General features: G+C 72.3%; 19 protein-coding genes. 10 read left to right on the top strand and 9 right to left on the bottom strand.

The annotated features are described in order from the left end of the window. Positions 1-59: 59 nt before the first annotated feature. Positions 60-737 carry an NAD-dependent deacylase gene (locus K4G59_RS06755; protein ID WP_231250210.1) on the bottom strand — a complete coding sequence of 226 codons (678 nt, stop codon included), beginning with the start codon at positions 735-737 and terminating at the stop codon, positions 60-62. A gap of 80 nt (positions 738-817) precedes the next feature. Here K4G59_RS06755 and K4G59_RS06750 point away from each other — a divergent pair, with 80 nt between their 5' ends. The 3 genes from K4G59_RS06750 to K4G59_RS06740 are packed head-to-tail and all read left to right on the top strand — an operon-like array spanning position 818 to position 3827. Then, positions 818-1621 (top strand): N-formylglutamate amidohydrolase, encoded by an 804-nt coding sequence (locus K4G59_RS06750; protein WP_231250209.1) that lies wholly within the window; start codon positions 818-820, stop codon positions 1619-1621. Continuing rightward, a complete protein-coding gene (locus K4G59_RS06745) occupies positions 1618-2790 on the top strand; it encodes a peptidase MATCAP family protein (protein WP_231250208.1) in 1173 nt (390 codons plus the stop codon). Before K4G59_RS06750 ends, K4G59_RS06745 begins: the two co-directional genes overlap by 4 nt. Then, positions 2787-3827 carry a glutathione synthetase gene (locus K4G59_RS06740; protein WP_231250207.1) on the top strand — a complete coding sequence of 347 codons (1041 nt, stop codon included), beginning with the start codon at positions 2787-2789 and terminating at the stop codon, positions 3825-3827. The genes K4G59_RS06745 and K4G59_RS06740 overlap by 4 nt, the downstream gene beginning before the upstream one ends. A 4-nt stretch (positions 3828-3831) precedes the next feature. Here the strand turns inward: K4G59_RS06740 and K4G59_RS06735 are convergent, their stop codons facing one another. Genes K4G59_RS06735 through K4G59_RS06725 form a run of 3 tightly spaced genes read right to left on the bottom strand, consistent with a single transcriptional unit; the run spans position 3832 to position 6287 of the window. Further along, on the bottom strand, positions 3832-4137 hold the full coding sequence (locus K4G59_RS06735) for a hypothetical protein (RefSeq protein WP_231250206.1): 306 nt from the start codon (positions 4135-4137) through the stop codon (positions 3832-3834). A 38-nt stretch (positions 4138-4175) separates the two neighbouring features. Further along, positions 4176-5333 (bottom strand): sterol desaturase family protein, encoded by a 1158-nt coding sequence (locus K4G59_RS20410; protein ID WP_231250205.1) that lies wholly within the window; start codon positions 5331-5333, stop codon positions 4176-4178. A gap of 18 nt (positions 5334-5351) precedes the next feature. Then, the gene (locus K4G59_RS06725; RefSeq protein WP_231250204.1) at positions 5352-6287 is read right to left on the bottom strand and encodes a 1,4-dihydroxy-2-naphthoyl-CoA synthase; all 936 of its coding nucleotides are present in this window, start codon (positions 6285-6287) and stop codon (positions 5352-5354) included. Between the two features lie 141 nt (positions 6288-6428). Here K4G59_RS06725 and K4G59_RS06720 point away from each other — a divergent pair, with 141 nt between their 5' ends. Then, complete coding sequence (locus tag K4G59_RS06720) at positions 6429-6869, top strand: nitroreductase family deazaflavin-dependent oxidoreductase (RefSeq protein WP_231250203.1); 441 nt, start codon at positions 6429-6431, stop codon at positions 6867-6869. Between the two features lie 37 nt (positions 6870-6906). Further along, positions 6907-7572 carry a response regulator gene (locus K4G59_RS06715; protein WP_231250202.1) on the top strand — a complete coding sequence of 222 codons (666 nt, stop codon included), beginning with the start codon at positions 6907-6909 and terminating at the stop codon, positions 7570-7572. A 19-nt stretch (positions 7573-7591) separates the two neighbouring features. On the opposite strand, the gene csrA is transcribed toward K4G59_RS06715, so the two are convergent. The 5 genes from csrA to flgN are packed head-to-tail and all read right to left on the bottom strand — an operon-like array spanning position 7592 to position 11094. Further along, positions 7592-7834 carry a carbon storage regulator CsrA gene (gene csrA, locus K4G59_RS19930; protein WP_269209786.1) on the bottom strand — a complete coding sequence of 81 codons (243 nt, stop codon included), beginning with the start codon at positions 7832-7834 and terminating at the stop codon, positions 7592-7594. 33 nt (positions 7835-7867) lie between these two features. Further along, positions 7868-8278 (bottom strand): flagellar assembly protein FliW, encoded by a 411-nt coding sequence (gene fliW, locus K4G59_RS06705; protein ID WP_231250201.1) that lies wholly within the window; start codon positions 8276-8278, stop codon positions 7868-7870. A gap of 8 nt (positions 8279-8286) precedes the next feature. Next, complete coding sequence (flgL, locus tag K4G59_RS06700) at positions 8287-9186, bottom strand: flagellar hook-associated protein FlgL (RefSeq protein ID WP_231250200.1); 900 nt, start codon at positions 9184-9186, stop codon at positions 8287-8289. Continuing rightward, positions 9186-10586, bottom strand: a complete 1401-nt coding sequence (gene flgK / locus K4G59_RS06695; RefSeq protein ID WP_231250199.1) for a flagellar hook-associated protein FlgK — start codon at positions 10584-10586, stop codon at positions 9186-9188. Before flgK ends, flgL begins: the two co-directional genes overlap by 1 nt. A 1-nt stretch (position 10587) precedes the next feature. Next, positions 10588-11094: a flagellar export chaperone FlgN gene (gene flgN, locus K4G59_RS06690; protein ID WP_231250198.1), complete on the bottom strand. Its 507-nt coding sequence runs from the start codon at positions 11092-11094 to the stop codon at positions 10588-10590. Positions 11095-11340: 246 nt separating this feature from the next. On the opposite strand from flgN, the gene K4G59_RS06685 reads away from it, so the two are divergent. The 5 genes from K4G59_RS06685 (at position 11341) to K4G59_RS06665 (ending at position 15385) form a co-directional block, all read left to right on the top strand. Next, positions 11341-12237 carry a sigma-70 family RNA polymerase sigma factor gene (locus K4G59_RS06685; RefSeq protein WP_231250197.1) on the top strand — a complete coding sequence of 299 codons (897 nt, stop codon included), beginning with the start codon at positions 11341-11343 and terminating at the stop codon, positions 12235-12237. Between the two features lie 135 nt (positions 12238-12372). Then, positions 12373-13209 (top strand): flagellin N-terminal helical domain-containing protein, encoded by an 837-nt coding sequence (locus K4G59_RS06680; RefSeq protein WP_231250196.1) that lies wholly within the window; start codon positions 12373-12375, stop codon positions 13207-13209. An 88-nt stretch (positions 13210-13297) separates the two neighbouring features. Continuing rightward, entirely contained in the window at positions 13298-14629 is a 1332-nt protein-coding gene (fliD, locus tag K4G59_RS06675; protein WP_231250195.1) for a flagellar filament capping protein FliD, read from the top strand. 10 nt (positions 14630-14639) lie between these two features. Further along, positions 14640-15020: a flagellar export chaperone FliS gene (gene fliS, locus K4G59_RS06670; protein ID WP_231250194.1), complete on the top strand. Its 381-nt coding sequence runs from the start codon at positions 14640-14642 to the stop codon at positions 15018-15020. Next, a complete protein-coding gene (locus K4G59_RS06665) occupies positions 15017-15385 on the top strand; it encodes a hypothetical protein (protein WP_231250193.1) in 369 nt (122 codons plus the stop codon). Before fliS ends, K4G59_RS06665 begins: the two co-directional genes overlap by 4 nt. Positions 15386-15551: the final 166 nt, after the last annotated feature.

Below are 15551 nucleotides of genomic sequence, written 5' to 3'. Positions count from 1 at the left end.
TCGATCACATCACGCGGCAGCGTCGTGCGCAGGCGAACTGACCAAGTCCCCGGGGGAGGTCAGACGAGCAGCTCGTCCACCCACGCGGGGACCAGACGGGTGGCCGGACCGTGGCGCGACTCCGCGAAGTCCGTGGCGCCCGCGCTCGGCTCGAGGTTGAGCTCGAGGGTCGCGCCGCGCGCCCAGTGCACGAAGGCCGCGGCGGGGTAGACGACGCCGGAGGTGCCGATGGAGACGAAGAGGTCGCAGTCCCACAGCGCCTGCTCCACCACGTCCATGCCGTAGGGGATCTCGCCGAACCAGACGATGTCGGGTCGCAGCGTGGCCTCCTCGCAGGTCGGGCACGGTGGCTCGTGGCGCAGCGGCCCGTCCCACCCGTGGCGCGCGTCGCAGGTCGTGCACCACGCCGAGCGCAGCCGACCGTGGATGTGGTGCACCCGCCGCGACCCGGCCCGCTCGTGGAGGTCGTCGACGTTCTGGGTGACGACGAGCAGGTCGTCGCCGAGCGCGTCCTCGAGTCGCACGAGCGCGTGATGGGCCGCGTTGGGGCGGACCCTCGGGAGCGCCGCGCGCCGCTCGTCGTAGAAGCGCTGCACGAGCCCGGGGTCGTCGGCGTACGCCTCGGGGGTGGCCACCTGCATCGGGTCGTGGCCCTCCCACAGCCCGCCGGAGTCGCGGAAGGTCGACAACCCGCTCTCGGCGGAGATGCCGGCACCGGTGAGGACCACGACGCGCACCCGTCCATTACTACCAGCCCCCACCCCTAGGGGGGCGCGAGGTGTGCACCGTGGCCCGGGACTCCGGTAGACAGGCGACCATGACGACCTCGGGAGGGACGTCGGACGCCGTCGCGTTCGTCGGAGACTGGAGCGGGCCCGTGGTGGCGACCTCGGTGCACGCCGGGCACGAGCTGCGCCCGGACATCGCCGCGGCGATGGTGCTCGACGAGACCGAGCGGTTCCGCGAGGAGGACCCCCACACCGACCGCATCGCCGCGGTCGTGCCCGACCGGGTGGTGACCACTCGATCGCGCTTCGAGGCCGACCTCAACCGCCCTCGGCGCGAAGCGGTCTACCGCCGGCCCGAGGACTGCTGGGGCCTGGAGGTGTGGCGCGACGGCGTGCTGTCCGACGAGCTGTTCGAGGGCAGCCTCGAGACGTACGACGCCTTCTACGACGCCCTCGCGCCGCGGCTCGACGCGCTGGCCGAGCGGGGTCCGTTCGTGCTCCTCGACGTGCACTCCTACAACCACCGCCGCGACGGTGCCGGCGCCCCGCCCGCGCCGGCGTCGGACAACCCCGAGGTCAACGTCGGCACCGGCAGCCTCGACCACGACCTCTTCGGTCCGCTGGTGGAGCGCTTCATGGGCGACCTGCGCGACGCCTCGCTCGGCTGCGGTCCCCTCGACGCCCGCGAGAACGTCGCCTTCGAGGGCCGCAATCTCGCGTGGTGGGTGCACGACCGCTATCCCCGGGTCGGGTGCGTGCTGGCCCTGGAGTTCAAGAAGACCTTCATGGACGAGTGGTCCGGCGAGCTCGACGAGGAGCGGCTGCGGCACGCGCAGGAAGGCCTCGCGGCCACACTGCCCGGGCTCCACGAGGAGCTGGGGAGGCTGCGGTGAGCGGTGGCGACGCCGGGGTGAGCGCCGCCGACCTCGCGGTCGACCACCGTCTCGCCCTGCTGTCGCAGAGCTTTCGCTTCCTCCTCGAGGTCACGCCGGTCGACGCCGACGACCTGCGCGACGACTTCCTCGAGGGCCGTGAGCCCGACCCCGGGTTCACCTACCGTGAGCTCGACACCGACCCCGACGTCGTCCGCGCCGAGCTGGACGCGATCGACGTCGGCGAGGTCGAGGACCCGGTGCTGGGCCAGCTCCTGCGCGCCAAGCACCGCGAGATGGAGCTCCAGCTCGACATGCTCGTGGCGCGCGACACCGTCGACTTCCTGCCGCTGAGCGTGGAGCTCTACGGCGCGGTGTCTCCCTCGCTGCGCGCGCAGGCCGAGACGTTGCTCGCGGGCATCACCCGCACCGAGGCAGGCGACGAGGCGTTCGACGCCGAGGAGTTCCTCGCCCTGGCCGAGGACGAGATCGCCCACTACCGCGCCGACGACCCCGACCTCGACATGCACGCCGAGATCCGCGCTGACGTCAACGGCGTGATGGTCTCCGGCGACACCCTGCTCATCGGGCCTGACACCAAGGTGCAGCGCGCCCGGGCCCAGGCGCTGCTCCACCACGAGGTCGGCACCCACCTCGTCACCCAGGCCAACGGCAGCCACCAGCCCATCAAGGTGCTCGGTGTGGGGCTGGCCGGCTACGACGAGACCCAGGAGGGCCTCGCGGTCCTCGCCGAGATCGCGTGCGGCGGCCTGACGGCCTTCCGGCTGCGCCAGCTCGCCAGCCGCGTCGTGACCGTGCACCGGATGATCGGCGGCGCGAGCTTCGCCGAGGCGCACGAGGCGCTGGTCGCCGACGGCTTCCCCCAGGGCAGCGCATGGACGACCGTGATGCGGGTCTACCGCTCCGGTGGGATGACCAAGGACGCCATCTACCTGCGCGGCCTCGTCGAGCTGCTCGAGCACCTCGGCGCCGACGGCTCGCTCGACCAGCTCTGGCTGGGCAAGTTCTCGCTGCGCGACCTGCCGCTCATCGGCGACCTGGAGGACCGCGGCGTGCTGCGCCCGCCCCGGGTGCTGCCGCGCTACCTGGACGACCCGGCGACCCACGCCAACCTGGCCCGCGCGGCCGGGACCGAGGATCTCGCGACACTCCTGGAGGGACACGCATGAAGATCGGATTCGTCGTCAACGACATCGAGACGGAGAAGGCGGAGTACACCACCAACCGCCTCGCCCTGGCTGCCAAGGAGATGGGCCACGAGGCGTGGTACATGGGCATCGGGGACTTCGCCTACCTGCCCGACGGCTCGCTCAGCACCAAGGCCCGTGCCGGCGACGCGAAGTCGTACCGCTCCCTCGAGCGCCACCTCTCCGACGTCCAGAAGCCCGAGGTCGAGCAGCTGCTCGGCCTCGAGGAGTTCGACGTGGTGATGTTGCGCAACGACCCGGCCGACGACGCCGAGTCGGACCCGTGGCGCAACAACGCCGGCGTCGCCTTCGGCCAGCTCATCGCCTCCAGCGGCGTGCTCGTGGTCAACGACCCGACCAGCCTCGCCAACGCGCTGTCGAAGGCCTACTTCCAGCACTTCCCCGAGGTCGTGCGTCCCCGCACGTTGATCTCGCGCGACGAGGACATGATCGAGGAGTTCATCTCCGACCTCGGCGGCAAGGCGGTCCTCAAGCCGCTGCAGGGCTCGGGCGGCGCCGGCGTCTTCCTCGTCGACCGCAAGGAGGCGCCGAACCTCACCCAGATCATCGAGGCCATCTCGCGCGACGGCTACGTCGTGGCGCAGGAGTACCTCCCGGAGGCGGTCAACGGCGACGTACGCATGTTCGTGATGAACGGCCAGCCGCTGGTGCACCAGGGGGAGTACGCCGCCTTCCGCCGCACCAACAAGACCAAGGACATCCGCTCCAACATGTCCGCCGGCGGCAAGGCCGAGAAGGTCACCGTCACCGACGCGATGCTCGAGATGGTCGAGGTCGTGCGGCCCAAGCTCGTCAGCGACGGGATGTTCCTCGTCGGCCTCGACATCGTCGGTGACAAGCTGATGGAGATCAACGTCTTCAGCCCCGGTGGCCTCGGCAGCACGCAGGCGCTCTACGACGTCAACTTCGCTCCCGCGATCATCGCCGAGCTCGAGCGCAAGGTCCACATCCGGCGCCACTACCCCGAGATCGACAACCGGAGCCTGGCGACGAGCTGAGGTCTCAGTCGATACCCCAGGCGTCGCGGAACTCCTCGGGCGTCAGCGTCTCCAGCTGGTGTCGGACCACCTCGAGGAGGACGGCGGCGGCCTCGGGTCCACCGGCCGGCACGCGGAGCTCGAGCCCGCCGTCGCGTCGGCGCCGGACGACGACGACACCTTCGTTGGTCAGGTCGAAGCGACCCCCGGCCATCGCGCACCACAGGTCGAGCGCTCCCGCGGCGACCCGGCCGAGTCGGTCGCGCCGACGCGGCTCGACGTCGGCGGTGTAGACCTCGTCGGCCGTCGCGGGGTCGAGGGTGGCCGTCATGGTGCCAGCCTAGGTCGCTGCCCCGACTCCCCCGCCGATCAGGCGACGCCTGCCGCTGCGCGGCGGGAGTAGGCCCATCCCGGTGGTCGCAGCAGGAACGACCAGCGGTCGTGCCAGGAGTCCGCAGCGGCGACGTCGGCGGCGATGTCGCGCCACTCGTGGGTCGCGATCCGCACCGGGTCGAAGGTGTCGATGTTGGAGGTCAGGCCGTAGACGACCGGCTCGTCCTCCTCCTCGAAGGTGCCGAAGAGGCGGTCCCAGAGGATGAGGATGCTCCCGTGGTTGCGGTCGAGGTAGTCGCGGTTGGAGCCGTGGTGCACCCGGTGGTGCGAGGGGGTGTTGAGGACCTTCTCCACCCACCCGAGGCGCTGGATGGCCTCGGTGTGGATCCAGAACTGGTAGATCAGGTTGATCCCGCGCGCCTGCTCGATGAGCGCAGGCCGTACGCCAGCCAGCGCGAGCAGGCCGTAGGGCACGGTGAGCGTCACGCCCTCGGCGACCGGCTGCCGCAGGGCGGTCGAGAGGTTGTAGCGCTCGCTGGAGTGGTGCACCGAGTGGACCGCCCACAGCCAGCGGCTCTCGTGGCTGAGCCGGTGGTTCCAGTAGTAGATGAAGTCCCAGCCGAGGACCGCTGCCGCGAGCGCCCAGCGCCCGTTGCCGAGGTCGAGCGGTGATCGGGCGTGGAGCCGCTTGCCCGACGTCATCGCCGCCCAGGTCGTCGAGGTGATCAGTGCCGTCGACGCGACCGCGCTGACGGCGAGCCCGCCGTGGACGCGCCGGAGCGCGAGCGGCGTACGGTCCGCCCGGGTCGCCGGCGCCTGCCGGATCGTCGCCAGCTCCTCCTGGACCTCGCGCACGTCGGCGGGCACCGTCTGCGGGGCGGGCAGCGCGCCGTCGCGCACCCGGCGGCGTACGACGTCGCCGACCGTGGTCAGCACCGCAGCCGCGGCGCCGATCGCGAGCAGCGTCCGGCCGTGCCGGCCGACGCCGGGGGTGACCGGGTCCAGCAGGCGGCGCGCGACGTAGGGCGCGGCGAGGCTGCCGAGCCCCATGCTGAGGCTCGCGACGGTGTCGGCCAGCTGGTAGTCGCCCGCGCGGGTGCCGGGCTCGACCGGGTGCGAGCGCTGCCAGGCGTACTCCGCCGCCATCGCGCCGATGAACGCCGGGATCGCGGCGACCGTGAGGTCGATCTTCACGGCGTCATCATGCCGGGCTCAGTAGTACCAGGGGTAGGGCGACCAGTCGGGCTCGCGCTTCTCCAGGAACTGGTCGCGACCCTCCTGCGCCTCGTCGGTCATGTAGGCAAGCCGGGTGGTCTCGCCGGCGAAGAGCTGCTGGCCGACGAGGCCGTCGTCGAGGAGGTTGAAGGAGTACTTGAGCATCCGCTGCGCAGTGGGTGACTTGCCGTTGATCTTGCGGCCCCACTCCAGCGCCTCGCGCTCGAGGTCGGCATGGTCGACGACGCGGTTGACCGCGCCCATGCGGTGCATGGTCTCGGCGTCGTACTCGTCTCCGAGGAAGAAGATCTCGCGGGCGAACTTCTGGCCGACCTGGCGGGCGAGGTAGGCCGAGCCGTAGCCGCCGTCGAAGGAGCCGACGTCGGCGTCGGTCTGCTTGAAGCGGGCGTGCTCGCGACTGGCCAGGGTGAGGTCGGCGACAGCGTGCAGGCTGTGCCCGCCGCCGGCGGCCCAGCCGGGCACGACGCAGATGACGACCTTGGGCATGAAGCGGATCAGCCGCTGGCACTCGAGGATGTGCAGGCGTGCGAGCTTCGCCTTGTCGATGGGGTGGGGCTCGGCGCCCGCGTCCGTGTGCCCGTCGGTCTCGTACTGGTAGCCGGCCCGCCCGCGGATGCGCTGGTCGCCGCCGGTGCAGAAGGCCCACTTGCCGTTCTTCGCGCTCGGGCCGTTGCCCGTGAGGATCACGCAGCCGACGTCGGCCGACTGCCGCGCGTGCTCCAGCGTGCGCAGCAGCTCGTCGACGGTGTGCGGGCGGAAGGCGTTGAGCACGTCGGGGCGGTCGAAGGCGATCCGGACCGTGCCGTGCGCGCGGGCCCGGTGGTAGGTCAGGTCCGTCAGGTCCTCGAAGCCGGGGACGACGACCCAGGCCTCGGGGTCGAAGATCTCGCTGACGCCCTCGATCGCACTCATGGAGTCGGAGGGTAGTTCACCGGCCGATGGTCGCAGGGACCGCGTGCCGCCGACCATTTCCCGGTGGACCATCCGCCACTTCCCGGTGGACTACCCCGGCCGGCCTGGAAGATCGTCGCCGCCAGCGGTGTTGTGGCAGTCATGGCACTGACTGGCACCTATGTCCCGAGCACGTCCGAGTGGGTCCGCGACCAGGTCGAGGAGTACGAGGCGACCGACGGCGAGAAGTCGGGCACGCTCCCGAACACCGACTACCCGATCGTCGTCGTCACCTCCGTCGGCGCGAAGTCGGGCCATCTCCGGAAGAATCCTGTGATGCGCGTCGAGCGCGACGGCGCCTACCTCGCGGTCGCGTCCAAGGGCGGCGCCCCGGACAACCCGGAGTGGTACCACAACTTCGTCGCCCACCCGGAGGTCGAGCTCCAGGACGGCGCGGAGAAGCACACCTACCGCGTGCGCGAGCTCGAGGGCGCGGAGCGCGAGGACTGGTGGCAGCACGCCGTGGCCACGTGGCCGACCTACGCGTCGTACGCCGAGAAGACCGACCGGTTGATCCCGCTGTTCCTGCTCGAGCGCTCCTGAGCGCCAACTAGGCTGGAGTCCTCGGGAAGGGGTTGGTGTGGCTGACACGACTGGACACGGCGCGATCCGCGTCTACCTCCTCGACGACCACACGGTGGTGCGTCGAGGGCTGCGCGCGCTCCTCGAGCTCGAGGACGACGTCGACGTGGTCGGCGAGGCGGGGACGGTCGCGGAGGCGATTCCCCAGATCCTGGAGCTGAGACCCGACGTCGCCGTGCTCGACGGCCGGCTGCCCGACGGCCACGGCATCGACGTGTGCCGTCAGGTGCGCTCGGTCGACCCGTCGATCCGGGCGCTGATCCTCACCAGCTACGACGACGACGAGGCATTGGTGAACGCGATCCTGGCCGGTGCGGGCGGCTACGTCCTCAAGCAGGTCGACGCGAACGTCCTGGTCGACAACATCCGGGCCCTCCGCCAGGGCCGCTCCCTGGTCGACCCCGTCGTCGCGATGCGCGTGATCGAGCGGATCCGCGGTGGCGGCGAGGACGGGCCCACGCGGCTCACCGATGTCGAGTCGCGGATCCTGGACCTGATCGCGGAGGGCCTGACCAACAAGGAGATCGGGGAGCGGCTCTACCTCGCGGAGAAGACGGTGAAGAACCACGTCACCAGCCTGCTCGCCAAGCTCGGGGTGCAGCGCCGCACGCAGGCGGCGGTGCTGGCCTCGCAGCAGCGCCACGCCCGCTCGCGCGCGGGCTGACGTCTCGTGCGCGTGGCGGTCAGGAGTCCTGGGCGCGGTCGCGGATCGCCGTGAGCAGGGAGTCGACCGTGTCATCGGTCGGCGAGGCGGCGTCCTGGTTGGACTGCGCCAGCTGCGCGAGCAGCTCCTCCCGGTGGACCGCGACCGAGCGGGGCGCGTCGATGCCGATCCGGACGACGTCCCCGCGCACCTCGAGCACGGAGACGGTGATGTCGTCGCCGATGACGATGCTCTCACCCGCACGGCGGCTCACGACCAGCATGGCGTCACGCTACCCGAGGGGGGTGGGGCACGCTCACGCGAGCAGCGGTGTGGCGACCGACAGGCCCGGGTCGTCGAGCACGACCTGCACCGCGCGGTGGGTGCGGGTGTCGAGGACCACGGGCGCGGCGAGGTTGGCCGTCGTGCTCGCCAGCGAGTCGCCGGCGGTCAGGACGCACAGCACGACGAGGTCGTCGACCGACGTCGAGCCGAGCTCGCCGAGCACGGACTCGTCGACCTCGGGGGAGTAGTCGGGGAAGAACGGCGCGGGGGGCACGACCAGGAAGCGCAGGCCCGGGTCGTCGAGCGAGGCGAGGCTGCACAGCACACCGTCGTCGTCCACCTGCACCAGGGCGAAACGCTCGCGTCCGGGGAAGCCGGGCAACGGCTGCGCGAGCTCGATCACCGGGATCTCGGGCGCACCGGTCAGGGTCGTGGTCTCCATCGTGGCGATCATCGCAGAAAGTCCATCAGGCTCGGCTGGAGCACGCGGGCCGTAGCTGCCAGGGAGGCCTGGTAGGCCACCTCCTGCATCTTGAGGTCCACCATCGTGCGGGGCAGGTCGGCGTTCTCGATCTCCGCGAGCGAGCCGGTCAGCGACAGCTCGGCGTCCGCGGCCCGGGCCGCGGCCTGCTCGATGCGCAGGGCGCGGGTGCCGACGTCGGCGCGGGCGGCGACGACGCGCTCACCGTCGGTGGCCAGCGACGTCAGCCCGGCCTCGATGCCGGTCACGTCCCCCGCCCGCAGGGCCGCGGAGAGCGCGGTGAGGTGGTCGAAGACGTTGTCGCCGTCGGCGCCGAAGGCGGCCGGGCCCGTCACGGCCACGTCGACGACGACACCGTCGCCGACCGTACGTCGCACCGACCCGGTGTCGCCGGCGAAGGTGACCACCCCGGCCGCCTCGGCGAAGGCGTTCGCGCCGATCGTCGTGCCACCCAGCACCGGTCGGTCGAGGTAGGTCGTGTTGGCCGTGGAGAGCAGCGAGGCGCGCAGCTGGTCGATCTCGGCGGCCAGGGCCTCGCGGGCCTGCGGGCCCGCGGCGCCGCTGATGCCCTGCTGGGCGAGCTCGCGCGCGCGGCGTACGAGATCGGTCGCGGTGCCGAGCACGCTGTCGAGCGTGGCGAGACGCGCCGCGCCGTCGTCGGCGTTGCGGACGTGCTGCTGCTGGGCGGCGATCGCGGAGCGCAGGCGCATCGCGGTGGCAGCACCCGCGGGGTCGTCGGAGGCCCGGTTGAGGACCCGGCCGGTCGACAGGTGCTCCTGGATCTCGGCCAGGCGCGACAGGCTGCCCTGGAGCCGCGCCATGGAGCGGTCCGTCAGCATCGACTGGGTGACGCGGCCGATCGCGGCCATCAGCGCACCAGCCCGGTGCGGTTGATGAGGGTGTCGAGCACCGAGTCCAGGGTGGTCATGACCCGGGCTGCTGCCTCGTAGGCGCGCTGCGCCTGCATCATCGTCACCATCTCCTCGTCGAGGTTGACCCCGGACAGCTGGTCGCGTGCGCCGTCGACCTGCTGGGTGAGGTTGTGCTGGGTGGTCGCGAGCCGTCGGACCGAGGCGACCTCGCTGCCGAGGACCGTGACGAATCGCTGGTAGCCCTGCTCGGGTCCGCCGAGCGCGTCGGCGACGGCGGTCGCGTTGCCGCCGTCGAGGTTCGGCCCGCCACCCGTGCCGGAGGCCGCCACGGTGGCCGGGTCGTCGAGGAGGAGCACGAGCGGGCCACCGGGGGCGGCCGGGTCGACGGCGAAGAACGGCTGCCCGGCGGCGCCCGTGGCGTCGAAGCCCGCCTGGTGGGCGGCGTTCACCGCGTCGGCCAGCGCCTGGGCGACGGCCTCGATGTCCGCGCGCAAGCGGGGAAGGGTGGCGCTGATGAGCTCGGCACTGCCGCCGACCTCGCCCCGCAGCCCGGCGACGGCGGTGGTCGCGCCGACCGGCGGGGTGACCGCCAGGCCCAGCGGGAGCCCGTCGGCAGTGCCGTCGGGGTTGATCCCGGACGTCACGTCCAGGCGTCCGGCCCGGTTGCCGGCGACCAGCGCGACGCCGCCGACGGTGACGTCGAGCCCGCCCTGACCGTTCTCCACGGCGGTGCCGCCGGTGAGCTGGGCCAGGCGCAGCGCCAGCTGGTCACGGGCGTCCAGCAGTCCCGAGGGGTCGTTGCCGGAGAGCCGTGCCGCGGTGATCGCCTCGTTGGTCGCCGCGAGCTCGACGGCGAGCGTGTTGGTCTCGCCCACGTCGGCGAGCAACCCCATCCGCTGGTCGGCCTTTTCGGTCTCCACGGTGCGGCGTTGCGCAGCCACCGCCTCGACGAGGGTCCGCGACGTCGCCAGCACCTGCGTGCGCACGGCGGGGGAGTCGGGGTTGTTGGCCAGGTCGTGCCAGGCCTTGCGCACGCCGGTGAGCGCGCTGGAGATGCCGTCCCCCGCGGGCTCGCCGAGCGAGGCCTCGACGCGGGCCAGGGCCGCGGCGCGGGTGTCGAGGTAGGACCGGGTGCCGTGCTCGCGCCGCGCGCGTGAGTCGAGCAGCGGGTCGACGAGGCGGTCCACCGACCCGATGCGTACGCCGTCTCCGTGGCCGTCGTAGCGGCTCCACATCGCCGGCTGGGCGGGGGCGCCCGCGGCGACGCCGACCACGCGACGGCGGGCGTAGCCGTCCGTGGTCACGTTGGCGATGTTGCCGCTGGCGACCTCCATCACCGCCTGGTGGTAGCGCAGGGCGCTGGCGGAGGTGCTGATCGAGCCGAAGGTGCCGCTCACCTCACAGGCTCCTGTCCACGAGCCGGTTGCGCAGCGGGTCGGCGGTCGCGGTGCCGTCGGCGCCGTAGCCGTCGACGGAGTCCCCGAGGGAGAGCAGCGTCTCGCGGGCGGAGCGGTAGCCGGCCGAGATGAGGTGCTTGTTGGAGTCGGCGAGCGTGGTGATCTCGCTGGTGAGCGCCACGAACGCCTCGCGGTGCTCGGTGAGGATCGTGCCCCACGGCTCGTCCGCGGCCTCGGCGAGCGCGGCCAGGCTCGGGTTCGCGCTCATCCCCGCCGCCTCGGCGGCCTCGTCCGCGGCCACCGCTCGCAGGACCTCGGTCTCGCGGACGGTGCCCAGGAGCGAGTCGATGTCGCGGGTGGCGTGGGACAACCAGCGGCTGCGGCCGCTGGCCAGGACCAGCTGCTCGACCTCGAGGCGGTAGTGGAGCTCCTCGAGCAGCTCGCGCTCGCGCCACAGCACCAGCGAGAGGCGCTCCATGGTCGCGAAGCGGTCGTCGATGAGGTTCACGCCGGACTGATCGACCGTCGGGAGGGCCACCTGAGGAGTTCGCCCGACATCGAGGACGACCCGAGGCCTCCGTGGCGGGCAGCCCGCCCGTGTGCCGGGTCATGGCGACGCGCGTGGACGGGGCAGGCCGCCATGGCCCGATCGGGCCATGTGCGTCAGGACCTGGGTCCCCGATGTTGATCCCGGTTGGACCACGCCGGGCATTTCGGCAACGAGAAGTCCACAAACTGGTCAACTCTCTCCTCCGTGCACCCCCACGCGACTGACGCCTTCCCCGCTCCGTCCCACCCTGCGACGCTCGACCCGTCCCCCGCCGCGGACCCGGTCCCCACCGTCGACGAGCTGGTGACGACGCACATCCCGCTCGTCGGACACCTCGTCCGTGAGGTCCTCTCGCGCGTCCCCGGGCACGTCGACCGCGACGACCTGACCTCGGCGGGACTCACCGCCCTGGTCCAGGCGGCGAGGGGCTTCGAGCCTGAGCGGGGGGTGCCCTTCGCGCGCTACGCCTCCACCCGCGTGCGCGGCGCGTTGCTGGACGAGCTGCGCGGCGTCGACTGGGCCACGCGGGCCGTACGACGCACGGCCCGCGACCTCGACGAGGTCCGCGCGCGCCTGGCCCAGAGCCTGGGACGGGTCCCCACGGACGCGGAGGTCGCCTCCGCCCGAGGCATCGGGGTGGACGACGTGATCGCCAACCGCGAGGACCTCGCCCGTGCCAAGGTGATGTCGCTGCAGGCCGCGGACGCCCAGGGGGCGTACGCCGATGCGCTGGTCTCGACGACGCCCACCCCCGAGCAGGCGCTCGAGCACGCCGAGCTCCTCGCCTACCTCGGCGACGCGGTCTCCGAGCTCCCCGAGCGGCTGCGTCGCGTCGTCGAGGGCTACTTCCTCGCCGAGCAGCCCATGGCCGAGCTGGCCGAGGAGCTCGGTGTCACCGAGTCGCGGATCTCCCAGCTGCGCGCCGAGGCCATGGTGCTGCTGCGCGACGCCATCAACTCCCAGCTCGACCCGCTGCTGGTGCCGGCGCACGAGCGACCCGGCGGGGTGGCTGCCCGTCGTCGCGAGGCCTACTTCGCCGCCGTGGCCGAGCGGCACGCGAGTGTCAGCGCCTTCAGGCCCCGCGTCGCGACCAGCGCCTGAGCGGTCGGTCCGGGCAGGTCCGGCGAAAAAGCTCGTCGAACCTCTCAGGTGGGCCGCCGGCCCGCCGAACAGGACGTCGACGGAGTCCACGGACGGACTCCAGCACGTGATCCACCACCACGGAAGGAAACCATCATGGGTCTTCGCATCAACCAGAACATCGACGCCGCCAACTCGTACCGCAACCTGTCGGTCACCCAGGGCCAGATGTCCAAGTCGCTCGAGAAGCTGTCCTCGGGCTTCCGCATCAACCGCGCTGCCGACGACGCCGCCGGCCTCGCGATCTCGGAGGGCCTGCGCTCGCAGGTCGGTGGCCTCAAGGCTGCTGTCCGCAACGCCCAGGACGGCATCTCCGTCGTCCAGACCGCGGAGGGCGCCCTCACCGAGGTGCACTCGATCCTGCAGCGGGTCCGCGACCTCACGGTCCAGGCGTCCAACACCGGCTCGGTGGACGACACCGCGCGCGGCTACATCGCCGAGGAGGTCACCCAGCTCAGCGAGGCGTTGACCGACATCGCGGAGCGGACCAACTTCAACGGCACCAAGCTGCTCGACGGCACCAACGCGTCGCTGACGTTCCAGACCGGCGCCAACGAGGGTGAGACCGTCAACGTCGACCTCACCAACGTCTCGGCGGTCGCCACCGCAGTCGCGACGGTGGGCACCAACCTGGCCGCGGCCGGCTACGACCCGACGACGGCCACGGACCTGAGCGCCATCGACTCCCAGATCAGCGACGTCTCGGCCGCTCGCGCCACCCTGGGTGCGTCGCAGAACCGCTTCGAGAGCACCGTCAACTCGCTCAACGTGGCGGTGGAGAACCTCTCCGCCTCCGAGAGCCGGATCCGCGACACCGACATGGCGCAGGAGATGATGAGCTTCACCCGCTCGCAGATCCTGTCCCAGGCCGGCACCGCGATGCTCGCGCAGGCCAACCAGGCCTCGCAGGGCGTCCTGCAGCTCCTGCGCTGACGCCTGGTCCGACACCCCTCCGCACTGACGGGTGGGCCGGCACGACCGGCCCACCCGTCCGTCACACCGGTCGGCCCGAGGAGGCACGATGAGCGGTTCAGCCAGCATCAGCGGCCTGGCCAGCGGCCTGGACACCGCCACCTTGATCTCGCAGCTCATGCAGCTCGAGGCGGCACCGCAGACCCGGCTCAGGAGTCGCGCCAGCCGCGAGCAGCTCGAGGTCAACGCCCTCCAGACGCTCAACGCGCGGATCGCCTCGCTCGCCACCCAGGCGCGCGACCTGACCCGACCCACGAGCTGGAACGCCCTCACCGCCACCTCCACGCTCACTGCCGTCTCGGTGGTGGCCGGCCCGACGGCGACGCCCGGGGGCTTCTCCCTGCGGGTCGACCGCACGGCTGCTGCCCACCGGCTCGAGCACGCCTCGGCGGTGGGCCTCGACGCCGCCGGGACGACCCCCGCCTCGGTGCGTCTCGACCGTCTCGACGGCACGGCGCCGCTCGACCTGACGACCGACGGCACGCTCCGCGGGCTGGTCTCGGCGATCAACGACCCTCTCAACGCCACCGGGCTGCGGGCCACCGCGGTGCGAGTCGGCGCTGACGAGTTCCGGCTGGTCGTGGAGTCGGCAGGCACGGGCGCGGCAGGGGACTTCAGCCTCACCGACGCCTCGAGCGGCGACGCGCTGCTCGGGGGCGCCGTCGTACGTCCCGGGCGCGACGCCCAGGTCACCGTCGGCGAGGGGATCATGGTCACCTCGACCACCAACACCTTCGCTGACCTGGCTCCCGGGCTCACCGTCACGCTCGGCGCGGCCGCGACGGGATCCGGCGAGGTCTCCGTGGCCGCGGACCCCGACGCGATGGTGGCCAGGGTGAAGTCGGTGGTCGAGGCGGTCAACGCCACGCTCGCCGAGATCGACTCGCTGACCGCCTTCAACCCCGCCGGTAAGACCGCGGGCCTGCTCAACGGCGACTCGGGGGTGCGCGACGTGCGCTCCGTCCTGCTCGCAACCGTCTTCTCCGGTGACGGCGCGACCATGGCCGACGTCGGGATCCAGACCGACCGCACGGGTCGTCTGGTCCTCGACGAGGCCAGGCTGCGCGAGAGCTTCGTGGCCGATCCGGCGGACGTCCGGTCCCGCCTGGCCGGCGGTTCGGGGCTGATGGACCGCATCGCCGCCGCAGCGTCCGCGGCGAGCGACAAGTACACCGGCTCGCTGACCACCGCCATCGCGGGTCGCACCACCTCGATCCGTCGTCTCAACGACGGCGTCGAGGCCTGGGACGACCGCCTGGAGATGCGGCGCGCCACCCTCACCCGGCAGTTCACCGCCCTCGAGACAGCCCTCAGCCAGATGAACAGCCAGTCGGCCTGGCTGGCGGGCCAGATCTCCTCCCTCCCGACCTCGGGAAGCTAAGGACAGCACCATGGCCTACCCCACCCCCGCCGCCTACGTGCAGGCATCGGTCGAGACCGCCAGCCCGGCCCGCCTGCTGGTGATGCTCTACGACCGGCTCGCCCTCGACTGCCGCCGCGCGCTCGCCGCCCAGCAGGTCGGCGACCACGCCACGGCCCACACCCAGCTGCTGCACGCGCAGGACATCATCGCGCTGCTCCAGTCGTCGCTGCGCCCGGACGTCTGGGACGGCAGCCCGGCCCTCAGCGGCCTCTACTCCCACCTCATGGTGCAGCTCGTGCGCGCCAACGTCGACCGCGACACCGACAAGACCACGCACTGCCTCGAGCTCGTCGAGGGTCTCGCGGAGGCGTGGCGGGAGGCGGCGGTCGAGACCGCCGTCTCGGCATGATCGGCCGCTCGCCGGCCGGTGACCAGGGCCGCGGCGGGCCGACCCCCGCTGCGGCGACGACGACGGTGGCCTGGCAGCGGGCGCTCGCCGGTCTCGAGCTCGAGGTCCGGCTGGCGGAGCTGCTCGTGGCGGACCCGTCCCGCGTCCCGGACGGCGTACGGCCCGCCTGGACACCGCCGCCCGTCGAGGGACCGGTGCCGCCCGCGCTGCGTGAGCAGGCCCACGACCTGCTCCGGCGCCAGGACGAGGTGCGCGAGGAGCTCGCGCGGGCCCTCGAGCGCTCGCACCAGGACCTCGACCGGGCACGCCGCTCGACGCCGGCGCAGCGCCCCCACGGTCCGGCGTACGTCGACGTCTCTGCCTGACGACGTCTCCGCCTGACGAACGGCCCGCGCGGGTGGTGCGGCATGGCCCGTTCGGGTGGTGCGGGCGGGGCCCGTTGGTCCCGATCTTCACGCTGGGCCCAAGACTGCTGAAAGTTTTCCTCAAGGGGAGCAGGCGGGGGCCGATGCGGAGGGGGAGCACGGAGCG

Origin of the sequence: Nocardioides furvisabuli, assembly GCF_021083185.1 — a bacterium.
Lineage (GTDB): Bacteria > Actinomycetota > Actinomycetes > Propionibacteriales > Nocardioidaceae > Nocardioides > Nocardioides furvisabuli.
The sequence above is the reverse complement of the archived record's forward strand: the minus strand, read 5'-3'. Positions and strand labels throughout refer to the sequence as shown.

Coding starts and splice junctions, on each gene's coding strand:
- csrA (WP_269209786.1), bottom strand. CDS start 7,834: ATGCTGGTCGTGAGCCGCCGTGCGGGTGAGAGCATCGTCATCGGCGAC.
- K4G59_RS06725 (WP_231250204.1), bottom strand. CDS start 6,287: ATGAGTGCGATCGAGGGCGTCAGCGAGATCTTCGACCCCGAGGCCTGG.
- fliW (WP_231250201.1), bottom strand. CDS start 8,278: ATGGAGACCACGACCCTGACCGGTGCGCCCGAGATCCCGGTGATCGAG.
- K4G59_RS06735 (WP_231250206.1), bottom strand. CDS start 4,137: ATGACGGCCACCCTCGACCCCGCGACGGCCGACGAGGTCTACACCGCC.
- K4G59_RS06665 (WP_231250193.1), top strand. CDS start 15,017: ATGATCGGCCGCTCGCCGGCCGGTGACCAGGGCCGCGGCGGGCCGACC.
- flgL (WP_231250200.1), bottom strand. CDS start 9,186: ATGGCCGCGATCGGCCGCGTCACCCAGTCGATGCTGACGGACCGCTCC.
- fliD (WP_231250195.1), top strand. CDS start 13,298: ATGAGCGGTTCAGCCAGCATCAGCGGCCTGGCCAGCGGCCTGGACACC.
- fliS (WP_231250194.1), top strand. CDS start 14,640: ATGGCCTACCCCACCCCCGCCGCCTACGTGCAGGCATCGGTCGAGACC.
- K4G59_RS06720 (WP_231250203.1), top strand. CDS start 6,429: ATGGCACTGACTGGCACCTATGTCCCGAGCACGTCCGAGTGGGTCCGC.
- K4G59_RS06750 (WP_231250209.1), top strand. CDS start 818: ATGACGACCTCGGGAGGGACGTCGGACGCCGTCGCGTTCGTCGGAGAC.
- K4G59_RS06680 (WP_231250196.1), top strand. CDS start 12,373: ATGGGTCTTCGCATCAACCAGAACATCGACGCCGCCAACTCGTACCGC.
- K4G59_RS06740 (WP_231250207.1), top strand. CDS start 2,787: ATGAAGATCGGATTCGTCGTCAACGACATCGAGACGGAGAAGGCGGAG.